The following is a 25,857-nucleotide window of genomic DNA, read 5'->3' on the forward strand; positions in this document are numbered from 1 at the left end:
ATTATTTCAAAACTCAATATTAACATCTCAGTTCTATCTTAAAAACAGCAATTGTATAGTAGATTGTTTTTTGAAAAGGTAAGAAAAGAGCATTTAATAAATTAGTAATCAGTATAATAATAGAGCCGTTGTACGGGACTTCGTAACGCGTAGGTCGCCAGTTCAAGTCTGGCTAGCGGCTCTCAAATAAAACGCTGATTATTAAGTTAATAATCAGCGTTTTATTTTTTACAGAATTCTTTTAGTATGACTAGGAATGTCTCTTTGTTTGGATTTTATGTGAAATATAAAAATACATCTATGTTAAGTCGTATTATTGTTTTAGTTGTTGCCGGGGTTGCCGTAGTCTACATTGTTCGTTTTATAGATAACTTTCTCTCCCGGCGCTGAAGATAGAGTCAACTCTCGAACATTCTGCTGCGTGCCAGCATGCAAGCCCCTACAATACCAGCTTTGTCCTTCAACTTGGAAGTCATGATGGCTGAATCTTTATTGACCAAATTTAGAGAATACTTGCGCACTGCTGTTTTGATGGGTTGGGTGATATAATCACCGGTTAATGACAGAGTTCCGCCTATGATAACCAGTTCGGGATTAAAGATATTTATTAATCCTGCGATCTGTTTCCCAAGTTTCTGTCCAATCTCTTCTACTATCTCAATGCAGAGTAAGTCCTCTTTATTCACGGCAGCGATAATTTCATCAAGAGTTAATGCATTGTTTTTTGATAAAATTCTGTTTGATAAAATAGAACTCTCTCCGTTTTGAATACGTTCGATTAATATTCGATGAAGGGCAGAACCGGACGCTTCGGTTTCCAGGCATCCTTTTTTTCCGCAATGGCAAATTATTTCGTTGTCGAAGACATTTGTATGTCCAAATTCTCCGGAAAAGCCTGATTTTCCGGTATATATTTTCCCATCAATAATAATGCCGATACCTAACCCCCAACTAACATTTACAAAGATAATATCTTTTTCTCCTTTTACGCATCCCTTCATGTATTCTCCATAGGTCATAGCGCGTGTATCATTATCTATTGTTACCCGAAATCCAATTTTTTCAGTTAGCACCTCTGCTAAGGGTCTTTCTTCAAAATTAAATAGACTGAAACTATACCCGGATTCAGGATTTACCCTACCGGAAACATTTATATTGATATTTAATATTTTATCATTGTCAACATCTGCATTCTTTATAAATTGGAGAATAAGTCTGCATAGCTCATCAAGTGCTTCTGAAGTGTTTTCTGATTTAAAAGGGATATTCATTTTTAATTCTACCATATCACCTTTGAAATTGATTAAACCTATATTAATCGCAAATTTCTTGATGTCTACCCCAATGAAGTATCCGGATTCGGGGTTAAGCCCGTATAAGCTGGGATAACGTCCACCACTTGTCTCCAGTTTGCCATAATCATTAATATAGCCTTCTTCACACATTTCGCTAATGAATTTTGTGACAGTTGGGACGCTAAGATCTAGTTCTTTTGCTAAATCTGTAATAGTAGAACTACCACTATATATATAATGCGTAATAATCTTCTTCTTGAGAAGAGCGTTTTTGGTTCCTGCTTCTATTTCTTTCAGTAAATGTTGTTTCATCTTAGTTCTTCTTTATTCTTTTCCACAAAGATAATAAATTTATTTATTAATAGGTGTTTGATGAATTTGAATTTGTTGTAATGCCCGTTTCTGTATTCTTCTTTGGCACAAATGACTAATGCAAAATATCAGGTTTTGTAAATTGATATAATAAATAATTTTATTAATATAAACGTGTATATTAAATATTAGTCCTATATTTGTGCAGATATTGTTTAACTATAAATAAAAGGAGAAATATGATTGTATCTAATCTGCAAAATAGTCAGCGCATTGAAGGGCTCCACCCTATGTTTGGACGTTTATTTGACTATGTGAAAACGCATGATTTACTTCACGCGGAATTGGGGCGTATTGAGATTGATGGTGAGCGTCTATTTATTAATAATGTAAATCCAGAGTGTGTAGCTCCTGATAAGCAGGTTTTAGAGTTGCATCACGATTACATTGATGTGCATATTCTGTTAGAGGGCGCAGAAACGATTGGCTGGAAAGCTTTAGAGGATTTGGAAAATGAGGTTAAGGCATATTCTAAAGAGGAAGAATGTGCTTTATATTCGGATCGTCCTACTACTTATGTTAATCTGCTACCGGGACAATTTGTGATTGTATATCCGGAGGATCCTCATGCGCCGGTTATCGGTCATGGTAAAATTCGTAAATTAATAGCTAAAGTAAAGCTTTGATTTACTATTGGTTTGCTTTTCGATGCAAAAAAAGGTGGCGTTATTTATTGTAGTAGCGCTGCCTTTTTTAGTCGTATAGACTATTGTTGTGTATTGCTTATTAATTAATTACCGTGATATAATAAAATATTTAATTAAATATTTGGATAATAATAAAAATGTCTATATGTTTGCAATGATTTAATACGAGTGAAACATAAAAATTTACTTTATATGAAAAACAAGAATATTTATCCCTGGGTGGTAGTTGGTTTATTGTGGATAGTGGCGCTTCTTAATTATATGGATCGCCAGATGCTTTCTACTATGCAAGAAGCTATGAAAGTTGATATTGTGGAGTTGAATAAAGCAGAGGCTTTTGGAGCTTTGATGGCTATTTTTTTGTGGATATATGGTTTTATGAGTCCCGTTGCCGGAATAATAGCAGATAGGGTAAATCGTAAATGGTTGGTGGTTGGCAGTCTTTTTGTTTGGTCTGCTGTTACTTTCTTGATGGGGTATGCTCAAGATTTTCACGAACTTTATTGGTTACGTGCTATAATGGGAATCAGTGAAGCGTTGTATATTCCGTCGGCTTTGTCGTTGATTGCTGACTGGCATGAGGGGAAATCACGTTCTTTAGCGGTAGGAGTACATATGACGGGATTGTATGTAGGCCAGGCTATCGGTGGTTTTGGGGCTACGGCTGCTGCAGTTTTTTCATGGCAGAGCACTTTTCATTGGTTTGGTATTGTTGGTATTGCCTATTCTTTGGTACTTATATTATTTTTGAAAGAAAATCCTATTCATAATATTGCTGTTAAGGAAATAGACAATACTCCTAAAGAGAAGAAACCTTCTGTCATAAGTGGGCTTTCCTTGCTGTTTACTAACTGGGCATTTTGGATAATTCTTATCTATTTTGCTGCTCCCAGCCTTCCGGGATGGGCTACAAAGAATTGGCTTCCGACGTTATTTGCAGATAGTCTGAATATTCCTATGGCTGAGGCAGGTCCGATCTCTACCATAACAATTGCAGTATCGTCTTTTATCGGTGTTATTCTAGGTGGAATATTGTCCGACCGTTGGGTGCAAAAAAATATTCGTGGACGTATTTATACAGGAGCTATTGGTTTGGGAATGACCATACCGGCGTTGCTTTTGCTTGGTTTTGGTCATAGCTTTATCAGTGTGATTGGTGCGGGTCTGCTCTTTGGTATTGGTTTTGGAATATTTGATGCAAATAATATGCCTATTCTGTGTCAGTTCGTATCGGCAAAACATCGTGCAACCGCTTATGGCATAATGAATATGACCGGAGTATTTGCCGGAGCTGCCGTGACCGAGGTTCTTGGCAAATGGACAGATGGTGGAAGCTTGGGACAAGGATTTGCAATGTTAAGCATTGTAGTAGCTGTGGCATTGGTACTTCAAATCTATTTCTTAAGGCCGAAGACAGATAATATGGTAGATTGAGAATAATACTAACTTTATAAAAAATAAAATGATGGAACGAATTAAAGGACTTATTGATGCACCGTTTACTCCTTTTTATGAAAATGGTGAAATAAATTTAGAACCAATTGAAGCATACGCTAAAATGCTGGTAAAGAATGGGCTGCAAGGAGTTTTTATCAATGGCTCTTCCGGTGAAGGCTATATGCTGACAGAAGAAGAACGTATGCAACTGGCTGAACGTTGGGTATCTGTTGCTCCTGACGGTTTTAAAGTGATTGTACATGTTGGCAGTTGCTGTGTGAAAGCGAGCCGTATGCTGGCCGAACATGCACAAAAGATCGGCGCATGGGGTATTGGTGCTATGGCTCCACCCTTTCCGAAGATTGGACGTATTGAAGAATTAGTTAAGTACATCGAAGAGATTGCATCCGGTGCACCCGAACTGCCTTTCTATTATTATCATATTCCGGCATTTAATGGCGCTTTTTTGCCGATGGTTAAATTGTTGGAAGCAGTAGATGGACGTATTTCTAATTTTGCAGGTATCAAATATACTTTTGAAAGTATGTATGAGTACAATCAGTGTCGTTTATATAAGAATGGTAAGTTCGATATGCTGCATGGTCAGGATGAAACGATTCTTCCTTGTCTGGCTATGGGCGGTGCTCAAGGTGGCATTGGGGGAACTACCAATTATAACGGAAAAGAGTTAGTCGGTATTATCGATGCATGGAAAGCGGGTGATTTGGAAACAGCTCGCGAACGGCAGAATTTCTCACAAGAAGTGATTAATGTTATCTGTCATTTCCGTGGAAATATAGTCGGCGGAAAACGCATTATGAAATTGATAGGTCTTGATTTAGGTAAGAACCGTACTCCGTTTCAGAATATGACAGATGCAGAAGAGGCACAGATGAAAGCAGAATTGGAAGCAATCCATTTCTTCGAACGTTGTAATAAATTCTAATAGTACGAGACATGAACGAAACAGAATATATAAATCAATGGGCTGCATCCTATAAGGATGACATAATGAACAACATTATGCCGTTTTGGATGAAGTATGGCTTGGACCGTAAACATGGCGGTGTCTATACTTGCGTCAATCGCGATGGTAATATAATAGATACCACAAAGTCTGTGTGGTTTCAGGGACGTTTTGGTTTCATAGCAGCATTTGCATATAATAATATAGAGAAAAATCCCGAATGGCTTTCCGCTTCGAAAAGTTGTATTGACTTTATTGAGTCCCATTGTTTTGATACGGACGGACATATGTTTTTTGAAGTGACGGAAGAAGGTACTCCCTTGCGTAAACGTCGTTATGTGTTCTCCGAAGGGTTTGCTGCTATTGCAATGGCAGAATATGCTTTGGCAACTGGTGATAAAAAATATGCAGAGAGAGCTTTGGAGATTTTCAAGAGCATACAGCATTTTCTTGAAACTCCCGGTTTGTTGGAACCGAAATATCTGCCTGCATTGGAAGCACGGGGGCATTCAATAACGATGATCTTGATCAATACAGCTTCTCGAATTCGTATGGTTGTTGACGACCCAGTGCTGACAGAGCAAATAGACCGTTCAATTGCAGCATTACGTCAATACTTCATCCATCCTGAATTCAAAGCTTTGCTTGAGATGGTAGGACCCAATGGTGAGTTTATTGATACTTGTAACGGACGTCTCATAAATCCGGGACATTGTATTGAAACGGCCTGGTTCATCATGGAAGAAGCTAAATATCGCAACTGGGATAAAGATTTACTCCAATTGGCTCTTCAAATTCTCGATTGGTCCTGGGAATGGGGATGGGACAAGGAGTTCGGTGGAATCATCAACTTCCGTGACTGCCGTAATCTTCCGGTTCAAGATTATTCTCAGGATATGAAATTCTGGTGGCCGCAAACAGAAGCTATTATTGCTACTTTATATGCGTATCAGGCTACCGGAGATGAGAAATATCTTCAGATGCATAAGCAGATCAGTGATTGGACGTACGCTCACTTCCCCGATAAGGAGTACGGAGAGTGGTATGGTTATCTTCACCGTGACGGTACCGTAGCCCAACCTGCCAAAGGGAATCTCTTTAAAGGTCCTTTCCATATACCTCGTATGATGATTCGCAGTTATATGCTTTGTAAGGAACTTCTTTGAAGTATTATGTAGCTTTTAAAGATTAAATCTAAAACTATGTGTATATCGAAAAGCATACTATTAGCAGGACTTATGCTTCTCTTTTCTTATATGAAAGGAGAAGCGCAGTCAAATACTAAAAACACTTTTTCTGAGTTTCCTAAATACACCGTGTTTTCTGCAGGGGATGATAATGTGAATAGTTATCGTATTCCTTCATTATTGACAGCTAAAGATGGTTCTTTGCTTGTGTTTTGTGAAGCGCGTAGAGAAAGTTGGCAAGATAAAAGTCGTACAGATATAGTAGTGAAGCGTAGCACAGATAATGGTCAGACATGGTCGGTCATGCAAGATTTAACAAAAGGAACTACCGGGGCTTATATGGATCCAACCCCTATTTTAGATTCAAGCACTGGCAAGGTTTTTCTTTTTACGACTTTCTGGCCGACAGATGACCATTCAGGAGCTAATAATCGTGCCATTCTTATTACTTCGGATGATAATGGTCAGTCTTGGTCTGCTCCAGCTGATGTTACTGCATCTTTGATACCTGATGGACGCTATATATATGGTTTTGGTCCGGGAGCAGGATTACAGATGGTAGGTGAGAAGTACAGTGGACGTTTAATTTTGCCGGCCCGTATTTCTGATACAGAAAGAAAAATAGCACATGATGTTGCTATTTTCTCAGACAATCATGGTGAAACGTGGACAGTAGGAGGGAATGGAGATACAGATAATGAGTTTCAGATTGCAGAATCTCCTAATGGAGTTTTAGTGTATAATGCTCGGGTATCAGGTGCACGTATGGTAGCATATAGCAAAGACGGAGGCATGACTTGGAGTAAAGCAGTGAAAGATCCGACTCTGCCTGGCGTGTCTAAAGGCTGCCAAGCTAGTGTGCTAGGGAAAGGTGCACATCTTTATTTCTCTGGAATAAAGGGAATTCCGGAAACTCCAGAATATGACGAAAGAGCTGGGTTGACTTTATATAAAAGTTGTAATGGCGGAAAAACTTGGAATGATAGTCTGCTTTTGTATGACAAAGCTTCCGGATACAGCTGTATGGCTTTGTTACCGGACGAACGAATGGCTATAATCTTTGAAACAGCAGATACACAATCGTTTACTCGTAAATCGTTACCTAATATAAAACCTCTTAAACGACCGGATGACTGGCTAAAGCTAGATTTAATTTTAGTGCCTATTATTAATCTTTAATTTTTTTATTTATGAAATATTTATTTAATGCTTTAATTCTAAATATCGGATTATGCCTTCTTTATGCCTGTTCGGATGATAACGTTAATGATTTCAGTCCGGTACCTTATCCGGATGAGGTTGTGGATCCAAATCCTGACCCTGAGCCTGGCTCTGAACCGGTATGGGAGGTAACTTCTCCAACAATTACCGTATTCAATTCAAAAACAAGTAATGACATTTCATATCGTGTTCCTGCCATAGCGGTTACAAAGAAAGGTAGCATACTTGTTTTTTGTGAAGCTCGTTATGGAACTTGGCAAGACAAAGCGGGGCGAACGGATATTCTGATGAAACGTAGTACTGATAAGGGGGTAACATGGACTGAAAAGAACTTAACCAGTCAAACTACTTCATCAAAGTTGTCATATATGGATCCGACTGTTGTTGTCGACCAAGTTACAGGGAAAATCTTTTTGTTTACCTCTTTATGGGATGCCGTAGGTAAAGAGTCGGGCAAGCAAGGTTATAACAATAGAGCTATAATGTATACTTCGGAAGATGATGGATTAAATTGGACAAAAAAAGATCTTACAGACGAAGTGACAATTGGAATTTTTAGTGGTGCGACAAGAATGATTGGTAGCTTTGGTCCTGGTTCAGGAGTGCAAATGACATCAAGTGAACAATATAAGAACCGTCTGATTGTTCCTATACGTACTTTTAAGGTGAATGAAGCTGCTGGCACCGTTTCAAATGGCGGAAATACAGCTATGTGGTCAGATGATAACGGAGTGACGTGGGAAACCGGGCAACCTAATAAGTCCGGTGAATGGACAGTAACGGAAGCGCCTGACGGTGCATTGATTGGCAATATCCGTTATAACGGATACCGTCAGAACTATGTAAGTACAGATGGTGGAGCCAAATGGCCTTCTTTTTCAGATTATGCTCCGACAGCACTACCTACTCCAGCCAAAGGCTGTGCAGGAAGTGTTATAGTAAAGGATGAATGGTTGTATTACTGTGGTTCGAAAGGGATTGCTGAGACAGCAGCTCATGACGATCGTGGTATATTATATTTGGCTAAAGCTAAATTCTTTGGAGGTCATTCGCATACATTCGACCCGGCAGACCAAATGGTACTTTATGACAAAGCTGCAGGATATACATGTATGGCTCTTTTGCCTGATGGTGACATGGCTGTTGTTGCCGAACTCGGTGATGAGCCTGGATTCCAAAAACTATCAACTCGTCCGGCTGGATGGATGAGATTGGAACTGTTTATATTATCTACTAAATAACTTCTTTAATATGAGAAAAATACATTTAAAGTACTACCGTGAAGTAATTTTCATGGTAGGGGCCATGCTTTGTTCCATTGTCAGCATATATGCACAAGTTGGGCAAATGGTAAGTGGTGTTGTGAAAGATGTTGCAGGAGAGCCTTTGATTGGTGTCTCTGTATTGGAAGTGGGCACATCAAATGGTGCTATTACAGATTTGGATGGAAAATATACGTTAACATTAACGAAGAACAAATCGGTTCTTGTTTTTTCATACATAGGTTATGTTCAACAGAATGTTTCGGTGGATGGACGCAAGAATATTATGGTAGTGATGAAAGATGATGCCATAGGTTTGCAGGAAGTTATTGTCACAGGTTATGGTAAAACCGTTACTAAAGATAAACTGACGGCAGCTATATCCAAAGTATCTTCTGAAGTTTTGGAGAAAGGTGTACGTTCCAATCCATTGACAGCTTTGGCTGGTACGGTTACTGGTGTACGTGTTACACAAACTTCCGGTCAACCAGGAGCAGGCCCTTCTATCCAGGTACGTGCAGGTGCTTCTTTGAACGGTTCAGGTAGTCCGTTGTATATTATCGACGGTGTGCAGAAAGATGATATGAATGATATCAACAGCAACGATATTGAGTCTATTGAAGTCTTGAAAGATGCTGCTGCGACAGCATTATATGGTGCACGTGCCAACAATGGTGTAGTATTGGTGACTACCAAGAGCGGTCATGTGGGAAAAACAACAGTAACTTTGAACGTAAATATCGGTAAAGGTTTTGCCCGCGACAACTATGATTTTATGAATGCCCGTGATTATCTCTATTGGGAGCGTATGGCGGCAAAGCGTAGTGGAGACGATATGAATTTGGTGAATGGATGGGGTACAGGAAATGACATTACTGCCGACGGAAATAAAAGCAGCAACGGCATCTATAGTACATCTATTCTGACGGATAAAAATAAGTATCTCCTGGACTACGGTTGGCAGTCGATGAAAGATCCTGCCTCAGACAATTATCTATTGTTCAAGGAAACTGATTTTATGAAGTTGAACACGCAGGATGCCTGGACGCAGGATTATAATGTTTCGTTCTCCGGTGGAAACGATAAAGGTAAGTATTATTCAAGTATCGGATATTATGATGAAACGGGTTTTCCGTTGGAGTCGGGATACCAGCGTTTGTCTTTTAACTTAAATGGTGAATATAAAATTAAAAGTTGGTTGAAAGCTTCCGGTTTCGTAAACTTTTCACGTTCGGAAACCAACCCTAACTACATGAGTGACGCTAATTTCTGGAGCGTAGTGGCTGCGGCCCCGCCTACTTTCAAAGGGGCTAATCTGGATGGAACAGTTATTACACTACTCAATAATACCCAGAATGCCAACTGGAATGAGATGAAGAACTACTATTATCGTAGAAATACAGCTTATAAGACCACATTGGGAACTTCTTTTCAAGTGGATTTGATGAAAGGACTTAGTCTGAAACTGAGTGGTATGTGGTATCTTTGGATGAAAGAAACAGAATCTTTTGATAAAGAATTGCCTACTGCTCCCGGCAAGCTGAATTCTAACCGCAAAGCTTCTGCTACTTATGCGCGCAAACTGGATCAGACTTACAACGCCATTCTTAATTACAATGCCTCATTCGGTGACCATAACGTCAGTGCAGTCGGAGGTTTTGAAATTATAGACAAATATAACTACGGACTCTCGGCATCAGGTCAGGGAGCTACTTCCGATGATTTTATCGGGTTACAGTTTACTGCCCCGTTGGATGCTAATGGGAAATCTACCCGTAACATGTCTACCACTCACACACAGGAGCGTATCATGTCCGGTTTTGTAAATGCGACCTATGACTATAAAAGCAGGTATCTTTTCTCTTTTTCCGGACGTTACGACGGTTATTCCAAGCTGGTAGACAACCGTTGGGGATTTTTCCCTGGTGTCAGTGCCGCATGGAATGTGTATCGTGAAGAATTCATGGAGAAATATCTGGATATATTTTCCAACATAAAGGTTCGTATGGGATACGGGCAGAATGGTAACGTGAACGGTATCGGGTTGTACGAACTACAAGGCAGTTATGGAAATGCCGGTAACTACAACGGTATCTACGGTCTGTTGATTAACGATATTGCTTATCCCGGATTGCGTTGGGAGAAGACGACTTCTTTTGATACTGCGATAGAATTAGGATTGTTTAATAAGGTAGACTTGGCCGTAGGTTACTTCAACAAAAAGACTACCGACTTGATTGCTAATGTACCTTTAGCTTCCTCATCCGGTGTAGGCTCGATGACGACAAATAACGGCGCTGTGCGTAGTCAGGGTATGGAGCTTGAAGTCAATTACCGCATTTTTGTTCGTAAGGACTTTAAATGGAATGTAGGTGCCAACATCACTTTTGTGAAATCCAAAATTCTGCAATTGCCCGATAACGGTAATGAGAACAACCGCCAGGGCGGAACGGAAGTTTACAAAGGCAAAGGTAGTAATGAAACCGTATGGAAGGGGGGAATGCAGGAAGGACAGTCTTATGGTGATATCTACGGATTTAAGATGATGCACGTTGTACGTGACGAAGCCGATTTGGCAAATTATGCTTATTACGTAGACAAGATTCCTTCTAAACCGGTATATGGTCCGGCGGCTTATGCGCAGTTGACAGTTGAACAGCAGAAAAATGCACAGCAGTTAGCTCCAGGGGATGCAGTATGGTACGATGTGAATGGTGATGGAATTATTGATACGTACGATCAGGTGAAGCTTGGCAATGAGATTCCAAAGTGGATGGGTGGTTTCAATACGTCCGTTACATGGAAAGGTCTGACATTATTTGCACGGTTCGACTATGCGTTGGGATACAAGAAGTGGAATAGCGGTTATCAATATTTCATGGGTATCACTTCCGGTCACTTCAATGTTCCGGATTTGGCTAAAAAGACATGGACGGAAGATAATCCGGGTGCAGAACTTCCGGTATTGATGACTAACGACACTAACTTTAAAAAGAACTATACCCGCAATACTTCATTGTTCTGGGAAGATGCTTCTTACCTGTGTGCCCGTGAGATTTCCTTGAGCTACGATTTACCTTCGCAGTGGACTAAAAAAGCCCTCATGGATAAAGTGACGGTGACGCTTACCGGACAGAATTTGTTCTACATAACGGACAATCGTCTCTACACTCCTGAATATGGGACCACCAGTAGCAACAAGGGCGGATATGCTTTGCCTAAGACAGTTCTGATGGGATTAAAGGTTGTGTTCTAAAATCATAAAGAAAGATAGCATTATGAAAAAAATAAAATATACATTATTAGTGTTGTTGATAGGAGCCATGCAGTCTTGCGATTATTTGGACTTGAGTCCGGTAGACTCCTACGGTATCAGTAATTACTGGAGTACCAAAGATCAGGCGGAACGTTTTGTGCGTGGTTTGCATTATCGTGTTCGCGAACGTCAGGAAGTGTTGTTCAAAATGGGTGAACTTAGAGGTGGAACCTTTTACGGCTCAAACTCTTCCTTGTTCAATCAGACTATTAGCGATGTGCCGGCTGTGACAAACAACCTCACCGAAGCTAATTCTGTAATAAGTAACTGGGGTAACTTCTATATGGACATCATGCAGATTAACCATGCCATCCAGTCCGTACCCGGCAGTTCTGCCTTGAATGAAACAGAAAAGAACTATTATATGGGTGTGTTGCACGGATTGAGAAGCTTTTATTACTTTCATCTGTTCCGTACCTATGGCGGAGTTCCTCTAGTTGAAACCGCACGTGTGATGGACGGTAGTTTTACCCCTTCCGACTTGAATCAGCCGCGGGCTACGGAAGAAGAAGTCTACAATTTCCTTGTAAAAGACATCAAGGCATCAGAAGATTATTTTGCAGATGATGCATTTACCATCAATTCTACAGACAAGAGTTCTTATTGGAGCAAGGCAGCAACAAAGATGTTGAGAGCTGAAATCCTGTTGTGGGGATGTAAGGTAAAACCCATTGGCGGTGGAAGCGTCTACTCGAAAAATATACCGGCCGACTTGGCGGCAGCAAAGCAAGCGTTGCAGGATATTATAGATTGCGGCAAATACGACTTTGCTTCCAAGACCAGCTTTGAAGAGGTTTTTGACGTAAAGAAGAAAGATAATAAAGAAATGATATTCGTAATTCGCTACATGCTGAATGAGAAAGAGAATTTCTTTAGCAAATTCATGTATCCTACGAATACCAATCTGGTAGGTTTCGAGAATGCAGATGGTGTAGAGTACAAAGGTAATAATGTGAATCCTTTGAAACTGAATGGTACGGCATCCAACTATCAGTATACAAAAGAATTCTTTGATACATTCAGTGAAAGCGATATTCGTCGTAGCGCCACTTTCTTTGATGTATATAAGGTAGACGGCGGAGCGGCAGCCATACTCTTGAATAAATATAAAGGAGAACTGGACAATGATATACGTAAGTTTACGAATGACTGGCCAGTCTATCGCTATGCGGATTTGCAGTTGATGCTAGCTGAAATCGTGGCATTGCAGGGAGGTGATCCTGCTGCATACATCAATAGTGTCCGTGAACGTGCATACGGTTCCGCATATGCCGCCAATAAATACCCCCGTGGTAGTGAGACTGCAGAAGAAGCGATTCTGGAAGAACGCTCCAAAGAGTTTGTTGGTGAAGGTAAGCGTTGGTATGACATCCGCCGTATGAAGGATGGAGAATTGGCTAAAGCTCTTCAGATTAGCGTTACGGGCGACCTTGTCGAGAAACATTTGTTATGGCCTGTCGATGCTACGGTAATGTCGAAGGACCCATTGGTACAGCAGACGCCGGGTTATTAGTCTGCCTGTCAGATTCATATCATTCATTAAAATTTAAATCATACAAAGATGAAAAAACAATCTATATTTTCAGTCTTAGGACTCTGTGCAGTGTTACTTGCTACTGCATGCAGTGACGATGACTATACTCAGACTGATTTTACACGTCCGGCGGGAGGAAATCAGATTTTCTTTAATTGCCAGTCACAGTTGGGTGATAACAAGACGACTTGGGCGGCTGATAGTAAAATAGGCTTCTTCTGCGAGCAGACAAAAACAAACAACCTTGTTGTGGGCGTTGCAGCTCCTTTTGTGGGACAGACCGAGGGGATGTTCTACACACAGGTAGCGTGGGGGAGTGGTGAACATACATTCTATGTTTATTCACCTTATAGTAAAACTAACACTGCGGCAACATCCATAGCGGGGATTTTGAATAGTACGCAATTGCAGTCGGGGACGTCCAATGCTCACTTGGCAAGCACTGCTTTGACATATGCAGCAATAAACACGTCAGAAGTGGAAAACGCCGTTCCAGTGACATTTAAGCATGCATTGGGGTATTTGGATGTCGCTTATACTACAGTAGCCAAGTATTCGGGATGGAAAGTGAAGTCGATAGAACTTTCTGCACCAGAGGGAACACCTTTGGTTGGGAATTATAAGTTCAATTTGACCACGGGCTCATTTAGTATTTCTGAAGGTTCTTCCGATGTCTTGTTGAAAATAGATAATGCACCGGAATTGGTCGCAAATAAAGAATTTCATGGATATATTTCAGTAAATCCATTGGCTTTATCTTCAGCAAAATGCCCTGTTAAACTCATATTGGAGAAAACTGGTGTTGAAGATATTGCTTTGACTGGTGAGATTGATTGGATGAATATAATTGCCGGAGAATTTACTACCTTGACTTTGGATTTAGATCAATTGACTAGTGGTTCTGTAGTGGATACCTCTATCGATTTGAGCGAGAACGAAACGGCAAACTGTTACATAGCTGGCAAAGCCGGACAGGAATATCGTTTCAAAGCTACGGTGATGGGAAATGGTGCTACTACTCAGCCTGTTGCTGATTATGACCCGCTATCGGGAACAGCTCCTGGGATTACTCCGAAAACATTAGCACCGGCATCGGCTAATATACTTTGGCAGACTGCGCCAGGATTGATTTATGGAGTCCAACTGAAAAATGGATATATTTACTTTACCTTGAACGGTTCCGAGAATACGTCTTTGGATGCAGGAAACGCTGTTATTGCAGCTTATGCAGCAGATGGCACTACAATTCTTTGGAGTTGGCATATTTGGGTGACGGATGCTGATTTGGATTCCAAAGTGGAAACATATACTATTCATTCGGACTACAATGACTATAATAAGTTGGTCAATCCTGTAATGATGGATAGAAACTTAGGTGCTCTTTCTGACGGATATTGGGCAGTAAATAAAAACAATAAAGCTCAAGGAATGCGTTATCAATGGGGACGTAAAGATCCATTCCCGGAAAGAGATGATGCTGGTGCTGGGTCAGTAACAGTTTTGACGACTTATGACAAGGATGGTAACGCATTTGATGCTATTAAATCACTGACTGTTGCTACTGATAATACTTGGGGATGGATTACTACACCGATAGAAGCTAATGATATTGCCCGATATCCAATGTGCTACATAGCATCTGGTGCAAAAAGTTGGCTCGTAGATGGTGGTAATGATTTGTGGGGAAACGCCAATATTGTGACAGCAACCAGTCCGGTAGTGAATGAGTCTGGTAGTAAGACTATCTATGATCCATGTCCACCGGGATATCGTGTACCTCATGCATATGTTTGGACAGGATTTGTAAATATTGCGGCTGGAGGTAAATATAGTACTGGTGCGGTTACTGTAAATGTTAATGGTACGATGGCTGATTTTATTTCAAATGCCGGAGGTACTTTCACTGTCGGGGCAACTCCTAGTTATGCAACTTCGGGATATGTGAATAATGCTACATTTGTAATAAAGAACCCGGCTAATAGAGGGCAATCTTGGAGTAACAGTCCGGTAACTGCTGCAAATGCTTGTTGTTTGATGTATGATACTGCTAATTTCTTCCCTCTGAGAAGTCAGGCTAGAGCATATGGCTATCCAGTTCGTTGTATGAAAGACAATACCGCAAACTAAATAATAACTTTTCATTTAATAAATCCTTGGCGTGCTTTATCTAAATCATGCCAAGGATTCTTTTCATCATAGGACGATAGGAGTGACCTTTTCATTATATAACATTACAATGAGAAAAAGTATAATAGTTGGTTTATTAATGCTGACAGTTTACAGTAGCATTATTTCCGCCCAAACTATGGAAGTAATAGGACGGGAACATAATATCATTCAATCAGAACGACAGGATGGACGATTCCTGAGTACTTACGGAGTTGTTCACGCAATGCTTTCACATGTGAAACCAGAATGTGCATTTCAGCAAAATATGACTGGGGAAGAATTTTGTGAATGGCAACATAAAGTACGGAAGTCAATGCAGGAGATTATGAACTTTCCCGAAATTAAGGACATACCATCACCTAAACGGCTATACAGTAAGCAACGTGATGGTTACAAACTGGAAAAGTGGGAATTTTATCCTTTGCCCGAATGTGTATCTACTTTTTTAGTGCTGATACCGGATTCTTTACGGCAGTCGGTTCCTGCTGTTTTATGTATTCCCGGTTCTGGTGGTAGTAAAGAAGGATTGGCAGGCGAGCCGGGCGTCTCCTCGAAGCTGAATGATGATTATCAGAATCCCAAGGTAACAATGGCACGAAATTTTGTGAAAGCTGGTTATGTGGCAGTGGCCGTTGATAATCCGGCAGCCGGTGAGTCCTCGGATTTGGAATGTTATGCACGTGGGAGAAATTATAATTACGATTTGGTGTCGCGAATTCTGTTAGAGTTGGGATGGAGTTATCTGGGATATACTTCTTATCTTGATATGCAAGTTCTTCAATGGATGAAAACACAGCCCTATATCCGTAAAGACCGGATTATCGTAAGTGGCTTTTCACTGGGGACAGAACCGTTAATGGTACTGGGAACACTCGATACGTCTATTTATGCTTTTGTTTACAATGATTTTCTGTGTCAAACACAAGAACGTGCATTGGTAATGACCGTGCCTGATAAGGACGGCACGCGACCTTTCCCCAACTCTATCCGCCATCTGATACCTGACTTTTGGCACAAGTTCAACTTTCCCGATATTGTTGCTGCTTTGGCTCCCCGTCCTATGATATTGACGGAAGGGGGACTGGATCGTGACTTGAATCTTGTACGTGCTGCATATAAAATTGCCGGACATCCGGAGAATATCGAGATACATCATTATCCTAAATATGCCGATCCGCATAATCGGACGGACTTTGACGCATTGCCGGAAGGACTCGATAGAGATGAGTTTTATAGATTGGTGAACGTAGACGGCTCTAATCATTATTTTAAATCGGAATTAGTTCTTCCTTGGTTAAAGAAGCTTTTAGAATAGATTGTATATTTGTTACTGTCTATTTGGAGTGATAGTCTTTTTATATCCCACGTATGCAGGCTATATATCCCCACATATGTAGGATATAAATTTAGAGCCATTCAAGTTGGGACATTAAACCATGGTAGCTGGGTTTATACGGATTTATTGCAATAAAAAAAGCCGTCTTATGCTTGTGGAACCTTTATCTGGTTGTTTTATATATGATAGATGTCTTGTTTTTGTAGCAAAAGTATGATAGATACGTTTTAAATAAATCATTTGTTATATGTAATGTATTGATAATGAGAAATATGTAGGATGTGATAGCATGATGGATATTTTATGTACTATTTAGTTCAAATTCGTGTGCAAATGAGTTTATAGAGTACTTCTTTCTACTACAATTGGCAATACAAAAAAGGCAACTAACTCTCAATGAATTAGTCGCCTTACATTTTAGAACTTACTGAATATCTTTCGTTAAAATGATGTGTCAAGAGTCAGTAACCTGTAAGGGAATGGAGATTATTACTGGCTTTTGACACACTTTAGTTTTACAGTTGATATTAATAATCTTTTGTTTGATTCAACGCAGGATTGTCAGTCATTGTATTGCTGTCGATAGGCCAAAGCAGACGTCCTGGTAAATTCTTGTCAGCAGTAGTATATTTGTATACATAGTCATTGCCGAAGCGGCGCAAATCATACCAACGTTTTCCTTCGAACATGAACTCTTTGAATCTTTCTCTGAGTAGAACTTCTTTGATACCGTCGTTGTCTCCTGCAAGGTTGGGATATCCTATCGTTGCATCGTCATATTTATTTCCATAAGCGCGGGCGCGGATTAAGTTAATCTCGTTAGTCGGATCTTCAGACAAAAGAGATTTTGCTTCAGCCAGCATTAACAATAAATCCGCGTATCTATATATAGGATAATCGTCAGCCATAAGCCTTTCGGAAGCGCCACTGGGGGTTGTGCCTTGATATTTGTAGGCAAAACAACCTTTGTAATCATGTGGGGCGCTGGCTTCATATACAGCTTTCAAAGTTGCTTTTTTCCTAATGTCGTTATTGTCATATTGATTGTAGATATTGATATCCAGCGGATAATGGATTGTTCCGTTCATATTCAATCTGAAATTTGCGCCAGTTTCCATATCATAATAAGAATTTAATATGATTTGCTGAGGAACCATGTTGTCGCGCCATTTTCCGCCAAACAAGTTTGTTTCGTTTTGCTTGTTATGAATAGTGAAGATAATCTCATTGTTTCCCTTATGGCCATAATCAAAAACCTCACTATAATTACTCAATAAATCAAGTTTGCTACGATCAATTTTAGTCTGAATTTCGGTCAGGGCATTTTTGGCGGTTGTCGCATCTCCTGTTCCCCCATTCATTTGTTGGCTTGCCCACAGGTAAACTTCTGCTTTCAGCATCAAAGTCGCAGCTTTGGACCAAAATGCCCTTCCTTCACGGAAACTGTAGTCTTCTCCGTAACTTTGTTCCGAGAGATTAATGTCATCTTTGATATGTTGCATGATTTCAGTTGCCGGCGAGGCTGCTTTTTCCAGCTTTCCTACTTCAAACCCCATGCTGGGCTGGTCGTTCCATACGACATCTCCCCAAGAGCGGAGCAAGTGGAAGTAATAGAAGGCTCTTAAACCATACATTTGTCCCAAATAATAGTTTTTATCGTTCTGGGTGACAACATCACTGTTTTTAGCTTTCTCAATAAACAGATTTATCTGGTTGATATTTGAATATAGCCCGGCGAAATTGCTCAGTCCGGTTCTTTCTTTTGTCAGTAGGTTTGCACTGTATATTTGTGCGTCGTTACTTTCGCCTGACCATCCGTTGTTTTCTATGCTGTAGATGTCGGCTCTTAATTCTCCTAATATAAATAGGTTGAATGTGTTGTCCCGCAGGCGGGAGTGCACTCCGTATACAAACGAGGTGAACTGTCCCTCATTTTGCCACATATTTTCATCCGTGGTACTGCTCACTGGTTCTATATCGAGGCATCCTGTCATAGAGAATAGGGAGGATGCTAAAATTGCTAGTGATAATATTTTATTTTTCATAATCAGAATCTTTTTGATGATATTAGAATGAGATAGATGCGCCTACCAAAACTGTTCTCGGAGTCGGGTAACGTCCTGTGTCAACGCCTGGGTATACTAGTGGCGCTTCTGGTGAACTGCCCGAATAACCTGTGATGTAGAACAGGTTTTGTCCTGTGATGTATAAAGAAGCGTTTGTCATTCTTGCTTTTGCAATCCATTTTGCCGGAATCTTCCAACTTAAAGTTAACTCCCTTAGTGCCAGATAATCACCTTTCTCATATAAGATAGAGTTTCTGTTGTTAACAGATGTAATATCACCGCCTGAAGTAGAGCGATAGAAATTCTTCTTGTTGGAAGAATCGTCATAGTATGATTTTGGAAGAGACGCGTTAGGATTATCTTCTGTCCAGCAGTTCAGACCTTCCTTGATAATATTCTTGAATCCTACGGATTGTCCTAATGAACGCATCTTGACCATGTTCAGAATTGTATGTCCGACAGCAAAGTCAAAACGTCCGTACAATGAGACATTCTTATAAGAAAGTGTAGTAGAGAATCCGCCTGTCCATTTTGGATAGATATTACCTACTTTTACGCGGTCATATTGGGTGATATGATTATCACCGTTGATGTCTCCCCATAATACGTCACCCGGTTCGATAGGTTTGGTCAATTTGTATTTACTCTTGTCGGCATCGCTTACGTTGGGCCCGTACAGACCTGCTACCTCGTCAATATAATTTCCTGCAAGTTGTTTTACCTCATCCCAATTGCTTAGAACTTTTACTTGTTTGTATGCGTAGATATCGCCCATTGTCTGACCTTCCTGATATCCGCCTACCCATATTAGTTCGTCCTCGCCACTTGCAGTTTTACGACCTGAATATATTTGTGAACCACCTCTACGGTTGTTTTCGTTTCCGTTATAAGGGAGTTTTAAGATTTTGTTGTGCACATACGATGCGTTGAATGAGAAATCCCAGTTGAAGCCTTTCGGGTTTGTGATTAAATTTAGGTTAGCTTCTACTTCAAATCCGGAGTTGCGTAATGAACCGTAGTTGGTTTTGAAAGAATCGAACCCTGTATATCCCGGCAAATCAATGTTAGTCAGCAGGTCGGTAGTCGTACGGTTATAATAGTCGAGTACCAGATTGTAGCGGTTGTTCATGAATCCCAAATCTAAACCTAACTCAAAAGATTTACTCTTTTCCCATTTCAGTTGTGAATTGATAACTTTCGTATTTAATATACCTGTTGTACCATTGTAGGCTGTTTGTTTTTCGTATTGTCCGTATACGTCATAGTTGCCGATGCCGTTTACATTACCATTGACACCATAGGAGATACGTGGTTTGATGGTAGAAACGATTTCTGCCAGTTTGCTGTCTTTGTAGAAAGCCTCTTCGTGCAGGTTCCATCCGGCAGAAACTCCGGGGAAGAATCCCCAACGGTTGTCGGACAATTTGGAGATACCGTCATAGCGAAGGACTGCGGTAAACAAATAACGGTGTTCATAATCGTAAGTCGCACGACCGAAGAAGGATGAAATCCGGTATCCTTCACGATAAGAATAAGCAGATGCATTGTCTTTGGATGCAACATTTAAAGTCGGTATGTCATCGAAAGGAGCTCCTTGTCCTGTACCTTTGTATTGCGTATATTTGTATTCAAAATACTCACCGCCTAACAATGCGGAGAAATTATGTTTTTCTTTGAAAGTGTCCGAGTATTCTAATTGTACACTATGTTGCTGTTGTATTTTGCGTGTATATTCATATCCGGCTTTACGCTCTGTATTCTTGTTCCAGAAATCACGGTAAGCCTTGTCGAAATATTCACGTGTATAATCATCGTAGTAGATAGAACTGTTTTCTTTCAGGAACAGTTTGTTCTTGATTAATTCCAGGTCTGCACCGATATTCATAGTAGTACGTCTGGTGTTATTCTGATTCGTCAGTTTGTCCAGCCAATACATCGGGTTACCATCTCTTTTTCCATATCCGTAGTTTGGCGAACCGTCTTCCAGGAAGGGGCGCCAAGTCGGTTCGATACTCTGCATACGTTCGAACAAGTCGGCCATATCATCATAGTACAGTTGCGGTGATTCCGAAGTTGAGAAATTAAGTCCGGCACGAATATTCAGAATAGGGAGCACTTTGTAGTTACCGTTCAGTGTCCCGCTGAACCGGCGGTATTGTGTTCCTTTTACAGTGCCGTCTTCGGAATAATATCCCAGCGATGCGGCAAATGTTCCGTTCTCGTTTCCACCGGTGAAGCTTAAAAAGTGGTCTTGGGTAAATGCGGGATCTTTGTATACTTCGTCTCTGAGAGTAGTTCCATAGTCGTGGAAGGCAATTTCTTTGCCTGAAATGGGATCGGTCATTTTCTTCCATCCTTCATTCAATAACTGTTCGTTTCCTTCCAGATATCTGATATCATACATTCCTGGATTATTTTGGCCATACACGGCACCATAACCTCTGGTGTTGTCGATGTCGCTAAGAGATCTTCCTGAATAATGAGAGCCTAGACGAGCATATTTAATGTATTCTTCGGCATTCATATATTCGTATCCTTTGCGGGCGAAGTTCATACCGCCCTTGAATTTGTAGGATATTTGCGCGGAACCGGCTTTTCCTTTCTTAGTCTGCACCAATATAACACCGCTATTGGCGCGTGCACCATAAATAGCGGTAGAAGCGGCATCTTTCAGTACTTGGATAGATTCAATATCAGAAGGGTTGATGTCATCCATCGAGCGGATTACTCCATCTACGACTACTAAAGGACTGCTGGAAGATTCAATACCTGCTCCACCACGTAAGACAATGGTTGGCGCACTACCCGGAGAACCGGAAGTATTAATGACCCGTAGTCCACTGACTGAGCCTTGTAATGCCGTTGCTGCATTGGCAACTGCTGCATTCTCTAGCGTTTTGTTATCAAGTTTGGAGATTGAAGTTGTCAATGTAGACCGTTTTTGTTTAACTCCATAACCAACAACTACTACTTCGTCCAATACTTCTGTGTCTTCTTTTAAGATAACATTATAGTGGTTCTCTGCCCCGACTGTAAATGTCTGTGGAGTGTAACCAATATAAGTAACCGTAATTTTCGCACCTTGAGAAACCTTTAAGGTGAATTTCCCATCGAAATCTGTAATTGTACCATTTGTGGTACCTACTTCTACAACACTTGCACCAATGACTGTTTCACCAGCGCCATCCGTTACCGTCCCGGTGATTGACTTTGTTTGTGCCATCATTCCTATGGAACTGAAAAAGCACAAGAACAACAAAAGGATGCTTTTTTTCATAAGTATTACTTTTAAATTAATATATGTGGATTTATAAAGAATGTCTAAGTTCAATTAGAACTTAGTAATATCTTTATTAATATTCTTTTAATTTTATAGATGACTCATCCTTTGATAATAAAATGCATGATTAAAAACCGCTGCAAATATATGTATATTATTAATAACTACAAATTATTTAATAAATTATTTTTCTATATATGCTTTTAAATATAAAAAAACGAATTATGAAATGAACAATTAGAGGGTAAATGGAACTATTCGAGATAGTAGAAAAAGAAGAGAGTAAAAAGTGTGGTTTTTGTTTTAATTGAAATTCTAAAAGCGAATCTGGCATAAGGAAACAAGTATTACTGGAAAATAAGTTCTAATTGGACTTGGATAAGCATTTAAAAATTTCTTATTTATTAACTAAAAGTAATACTAATGAAAAAAGACATCTTTTTGCTTGTGTTGTGTCTTTTCTGCTCCATAGGAGCTGTGGCACAGACAAAAACAATTACTGGTGTGGTGAGCGATGCTACTGGTGAGCCAATCATCGGAGCGAGTGTTGTCGAAGTGGGTACGACAAATGGTACTATTACCGACATTGATGGTAAATTTGTATTAAACATGAATCCGGACGGGAAAATTAGAGTTTCGTACATCGGGTATCAGGTGCAAACGATTGACCTTAAGGGAAAGACTTCTTTCCGGATACAAATGAAAGAAGATTCCGAGATGTTGGAAGAAGTGGTCGTAACAGGTTATGGTGGCAAACAGTTACGTACTAAAGTCACTAACTCAATTTCCAAAGTAAAGGAAGAAACACTGAAACAGGGATTATATTCAAATCCCGGTCAGGCATTATCCGGTGCTGTCGCAGGTCTGTCCGTGAGCCAGACTTCCGGTAATCCTGGCAGCACCCCGACTTTGGTGCTTCGTGGTGGTACGAACTTTGACGGTTCGGGTTCTCCTCTTATCTTGATTGACGGGCAGGTGCGTTCTTCTTTGAGTGATATCAATCCTGATGATATCGAATCAATGGAGGTCCTGAAAGATGCCGGAGCAACAGCTATTTACGGAGCCCGTGCTAATGATGGTGTGATTCTTGTTACCACCAAACGCGGAAAGAGCGGTAGGGCGGAAGTCAACCTGAAAGCTAAATTCGGCTTGAACTATTTCAAGAATTCTTATGAGTTCCTTGATGCCGGAGACTATATTTATTGGATGCGCATGGGATATAAGAACGCTTATACAGGCGATATGAAACATCCGGACGGAAGTGCTGTCAAAGCATGGTCTTCTCTCAGTGGATTGACTAGCGCTACTCCTTACGGTACAGGTAATGCTTATTTTGCAAGTGATGGAGTGACTCCTTTGGATGGAAATAAAACAACTTCTGCTATTTGGAGTACAATGAAGTATGCTGATAACCTGGCATTTTTGCTCAATCAGGGTTGGCAAACGATGATTGACCCTATATACGGCGATAAACTTATTTACAAGAACACCAATATTGCGGATTTCAACGTGCAGACTCCTGCGTTTTCACAAGATTACAATTTGAGTGTAAGCGGTGGTAATGAGAAGGGAAGCTATTATGCCGGACTAGGTTATAATAAGAGTGACGGTACTGCATATGGTAACTGGTACAAGCGTATCACTTTCACCTTCAATGCTGATTATAAGTTGAAAGAATGGTTGACTTCCAGTTCCAGTTTTAACTTTGCAGACGCTACGTGGAATGGTCTGCCTGCCACTCAGACAGCCGAGGCCAATTACTTCTCGCGTTGTTTGTCCTTGCCGCCTACTTTCCGCGGCTATAATGCAGATGGGGAAATGTTGCTGGGCCCTAACTCGGGAGACGGTAACCAACAATATAATTTTGATAAATTTGTTCGTGACCAAAACACAGACAAATTTACAATGAACCAGTCCTTTACTATTGATTTTATGAAAGGGCTGTCACTAAAGTTAGGCGCAATTTGGTATTATCAGGAAGAGAAAGTTGAAAGTTTTAATAAAGACTATTTGAGTTCTCCGGGTAACAAGGTTACATCGCGCGGCACTTCCGCCTCTTATGACCGCACGTTGGATCAGACTTATAACGCTGTATTGAATTATAATTATCAGATTAACAAAGATCATTATTTGGATGCAATGGCCGGTTTTGAGTATTATGATTCTTACAACAAAGGTTTCAATGCATCTGGTTCGGGCGCTCCGACAGACGACTTTATGGATTTACAATATACTACAAAAGAAGAAGGAAAACGCTCCATTGACTCTTGGCATTCCCGCCAGCGTATCATGTCTTTCTTCGGGCGTGTGAACTACGATTATCAATCAAAATATTTGCTGTCATTAGTTCTCAGAAAAGACGGATATTCAAAATTAGCTAAAGAAAACCGTTGGGGGGTATTTCCCGGTGTATCTGCCGGTTGGGTTTTTAGCAAGGAAAAATTTATGGCAAACACAAGCGATATACTTTCATTTGGTAAATTACGTGCAAGTTTCGGTCTGAACGGTAATGTCAACAAGAACTTTGTAGGCAATTATACTGTACAAGGCTCATATGGCAGTAACACATATAATGGTGTTACAGGATTCCTTTTGGGGAGCATTCCTAATCCATACTTGATGTGGGAGAAATCCAGAACTTTTGAGGTCGGACTTGACTTGGGATTCCTCGAAAATCGTATTAATGCCAATTTGACTTATTATAATCGTCTGACTAGTGATAAATATGCCAATATCACTGTACCTTCCACATCGGGAGTTGGTTCTGTGGTTTCCAATAATGGAAAGTTCCAGAATCAAGGCTTCGAGTTTGAACTGGCTTTCCGTATTGTTGACCGGAAAGACTGGAAATGGAATTTGAACTGGAATGGTGCACTCAACAAGAACAAGGTAGTAGCTTTACCGGACAACAGCTTGGAGCGTAACCGGCAGGATGCATATCAGGTATATACCGGTAATGGTAACGAGAAAATGTGGGTAGGAGGTTATCAGGAAGGACAACGCCCAGGCGATTTGTATATGTTTGTTGCCGAAGGTATCTATAAATCGCAGGATGAGATACCGGCAGGATTGATTGATATTACTTCTGGTAATAATGGTTCGACCGGCCGACCTTTGTATGGAGGAGCGGAAGGCTATAATAAATTATCGGATAGTCAAAAGGAGAATGCATTGCCTATTCAGCCGGGTGATGTGAAATGGAAAGATGTCAACGGAGATGGAGTGATTGACAATTATGATATGGTGAAAGTCGGTAATACGGTGCCGAAATGGACAGGAGGTTTCAATACTGCTGTGAGCTGGAAAGACTTGACATTATCAGCACGTTTTGATTATGCTTTGGGCTTTAAGGCTGTAGACTGGAAATCAATGTGGATTATGGCTTGTGCACAAGGTACATACAATACTATTCAAGAAACTAAGGACACTTGGACGCCGGATAATCCGAACGCAAAATATCCTACTTACGTTTGGGCGGATCAACTGGGGAAGAGAAATTATTGTCGTAGTTCTTCCATGTTTGTATATAATGGTAATTATCTGGCACTTCGTGAATTATCGCTTACCTACCGTTTACCGTCCATTTGGGTGCAAAAGGCTAAACTAAGTAACGTGGAATTGTCTGTGACGGGACAAAACTTAGGCTATCTGACAGAAGCGAAGCACCTGTTTTCACCTGAGAAGGCAGACAACAACGGGGGATATCCGTTGCCGCGTACTGTGATTTTTGGAATCAACGTTTCTTTCTAACATATAAAAAAGACAGAT

General features: G+C 40.4%; 14 protein-coding genes. 11 read left to right on the plus strand and 3 right to left on the minus strand.

Translation table 11 applies throughout. The annotated features are described in order from the left end of the window. Positions 1 to 398 precede the first annotated feature (398 nt). A complete protein-coding gene (locus tag ACGHVY_RS05385) occupies positions 399 to 1,607 on the minus strand; it encodes an ROK family transcriptional regulator (protein WP_390597661.1) in 1,209 nt (402 codons plus the stop codon). Positions 1,608 to 1,846: 239 nt separating this feature from the next. Between ACGHVY_RS05385 and ACGHVY_RS05390 the strand changes: the two genes are divergently transcribed. From ACGHVY_RS05390 to ACGHVY_RS05435, 10 genes are all read left to right on the plus strand, one after another. Then, positions 1,847 to 2,293, plus strand: coding sequence for a YhcH/YjgK/YiaL family protein (locus ACGHVY_RS05390; RefSeq protein WP_308745509.1), 447 nt, complete (start codon positions 1,847 to 1,849; stop codon positions 2,291 to 2,293). A 213-nt stretch (positions 2,294 to 2,506) separates the two neighbouring features. Continuing rightward, a complete protein-coding gene (locus ACGHVY_RS05395) occupies positions 2,507 to 3,748 on the plus strand; it encodes an MFS transporter (RefSeq protein WP_390597663.1) in 1,242 nt (413 codons plus the stop codon). Between the two features lie 31 nt (positions 3,749 to 3,779). Further along, the gene (locus ACGHVY_RS05400) at positions 3,780 to 4,697 is read left to right on the plus strand and encodes a dihydrodipicolinate synthase family protein (protein WP_308745520.1); all 918 of its coding nucleotides are present in this window, start codon (positions 3,780 to 3,782) and stop codon (positions 4,695 to 4,697) included. A gap of 11 nt (positions 4,698 to 4,708) precedes the next feature. Continuing rightward, positions 4,709 to 5,884 carry an AGE family epimerase/isomerase gene (locus tag ACGHVY_RS05405; protein ID WP_308745507.1) on the plus strand — a complete coding sequence of 392 codons (1,176 nt, stop codon included), beginning with the start codon at positions 4,709 to 4,711 and terminating at the stop codon, positions 5,882 to 5,884. Positions 5,885 to 5,920: 36 nt separating this feature from the next. Then, the gene (locus tag ACGHVY_RS05410; protein ID WP_390597665.1) at positions 5,921 to 7,084 is read left to right on the plus strand and encodes an exo-alpha-sialidase; all 1,164 of its coding nucleotides are present in this window, start codon (positions 5,921 to 5,923) and stop codon (positions 7,082 to 7,084) included. Between the two features lie 122 nt (positions 7,085 to 7,206). After that, positions 7,207 to 8,367, plus strand: a complete 1,161-nt coding sequence (locus tag ACGHVY_RS05415) for a sialidase family protein (RefSeq protein ID WP_390597667.1) — start codon at positions 7,207 to 7,209, stop codon at positions 8,365 to 8,367. A 10-nt stretch (positions 8,368 to 8,377) separates the two neighbouring features. Further along, positions 8,378 to 11,644 carry a SusC/RagA family TonB-linked outer membrane protein gene (locus ACGHVY_RS05420; RefSeq protein WP_390597669.1) on the plus strand — a complete coding sequence of 1,089 codons (3,267 nt, stop codon included), beginning with the start codon at positions 8,378 to 8,380 and terminating at the stop codon, positions 11,642 to 11,644. Between the two features lie 22 nt (positions 11,645 to 11,666). Continuing rightward, entirely contained in the window at positions 11,667 to 13,217 is a 1,551-nt protein-coding gene (locus ACGHVY_RS05425) for a RagB/SusD family nutrient uptake outer membrane protein (RefSeq protein ID WP_308745503.1), read from the plus strand. 48 nt (positions 13,218 to 13,265) lie between these two features. After that, entirely contained in the window at positions 13,266 to 15,365 is a 2,100-nt protein-coding gene (locus ACGHVY_RS05430) for a fimbrillin family protein (protein WP_390597670.1), read from the plus strand. A 109-nt stretch (positions 15,366 to 15,474) separates the two neighbouring features. After that, a complete protein-coding gene (locus ACGHVY_RS05435; protein ID WP_374047397.1) occupies positions 15,475 to 16,722 on the plus strand; it encodes an alpha/beta hydrolase family protein in 1,248 nt (415 codons plus the stop codon). A 548-nt stretch (positions 16,723 to 17,270) separates the two neighbouring features. On the opposite strand, the gene nanU is transcribed toward ACGHVY_RS05435, so the two are convergent. Together nanU and ACGHVY_RS05445 are read right to left on the minus strand one after the other, a co-directional pair. Next, positions 17,271 to 18,788 (minus strand): SusD family outer membrane lipoprotein NanU, encoded by a 1,518-nt coding sequence (gene nanU / locus ACGHVY_RS05440; protein WP_308745501.1) that lies wholly within the window; start codon positions 18,786 to 18,788, stop codon positions 17,271 to 17,273. A gap of 22 nt (positions 18,789 to 18,810) precedes the next feature. Beyond that, positions 18,811 to 22,086, minus strand: coding sequence for a TonB-dependent receptor (locus ACGHVY_RS05445; protein ID WP_308745500.1), 3,276 nt, complete (start codon positions 22,084 to 22,086; stop codon positions 18,811 to 18,813). 426 nt (positions 22,087 to 22,512) lie between these two features. Here ACGHVY_RS05445 and ACGHVY_RS05450 point away from each other — a divergent pair, with 426 nt between their 5' ends. After that, positions 22,513 to 25,839 carry a SusC/RagA family TonB-linked outer membrane protein gene (locus ACGHVY_RS05450; protein ID WP_390597673.1) on the plus strand — a complete coding sequence of 1,109 codons (3,327 nt, stop codon included), beginning with the start codon at positions 22,513 to 22,515 and terminating at the stop codon, positions 25,837 to 25,839. The last annotated feature ends 18 nt before the right edge of the window (positions 25,840 to 25,857 follow it).

The sequence above is a fragment of the Bacteroides sp. f07 genome (genome assembly GCF_042854785.1).
Taxonomy (GTDB): Bacteria; Bacteroidota; Bacteroidia; order Bacteroidales; family Bacteroidaceae; genus Bacteroides.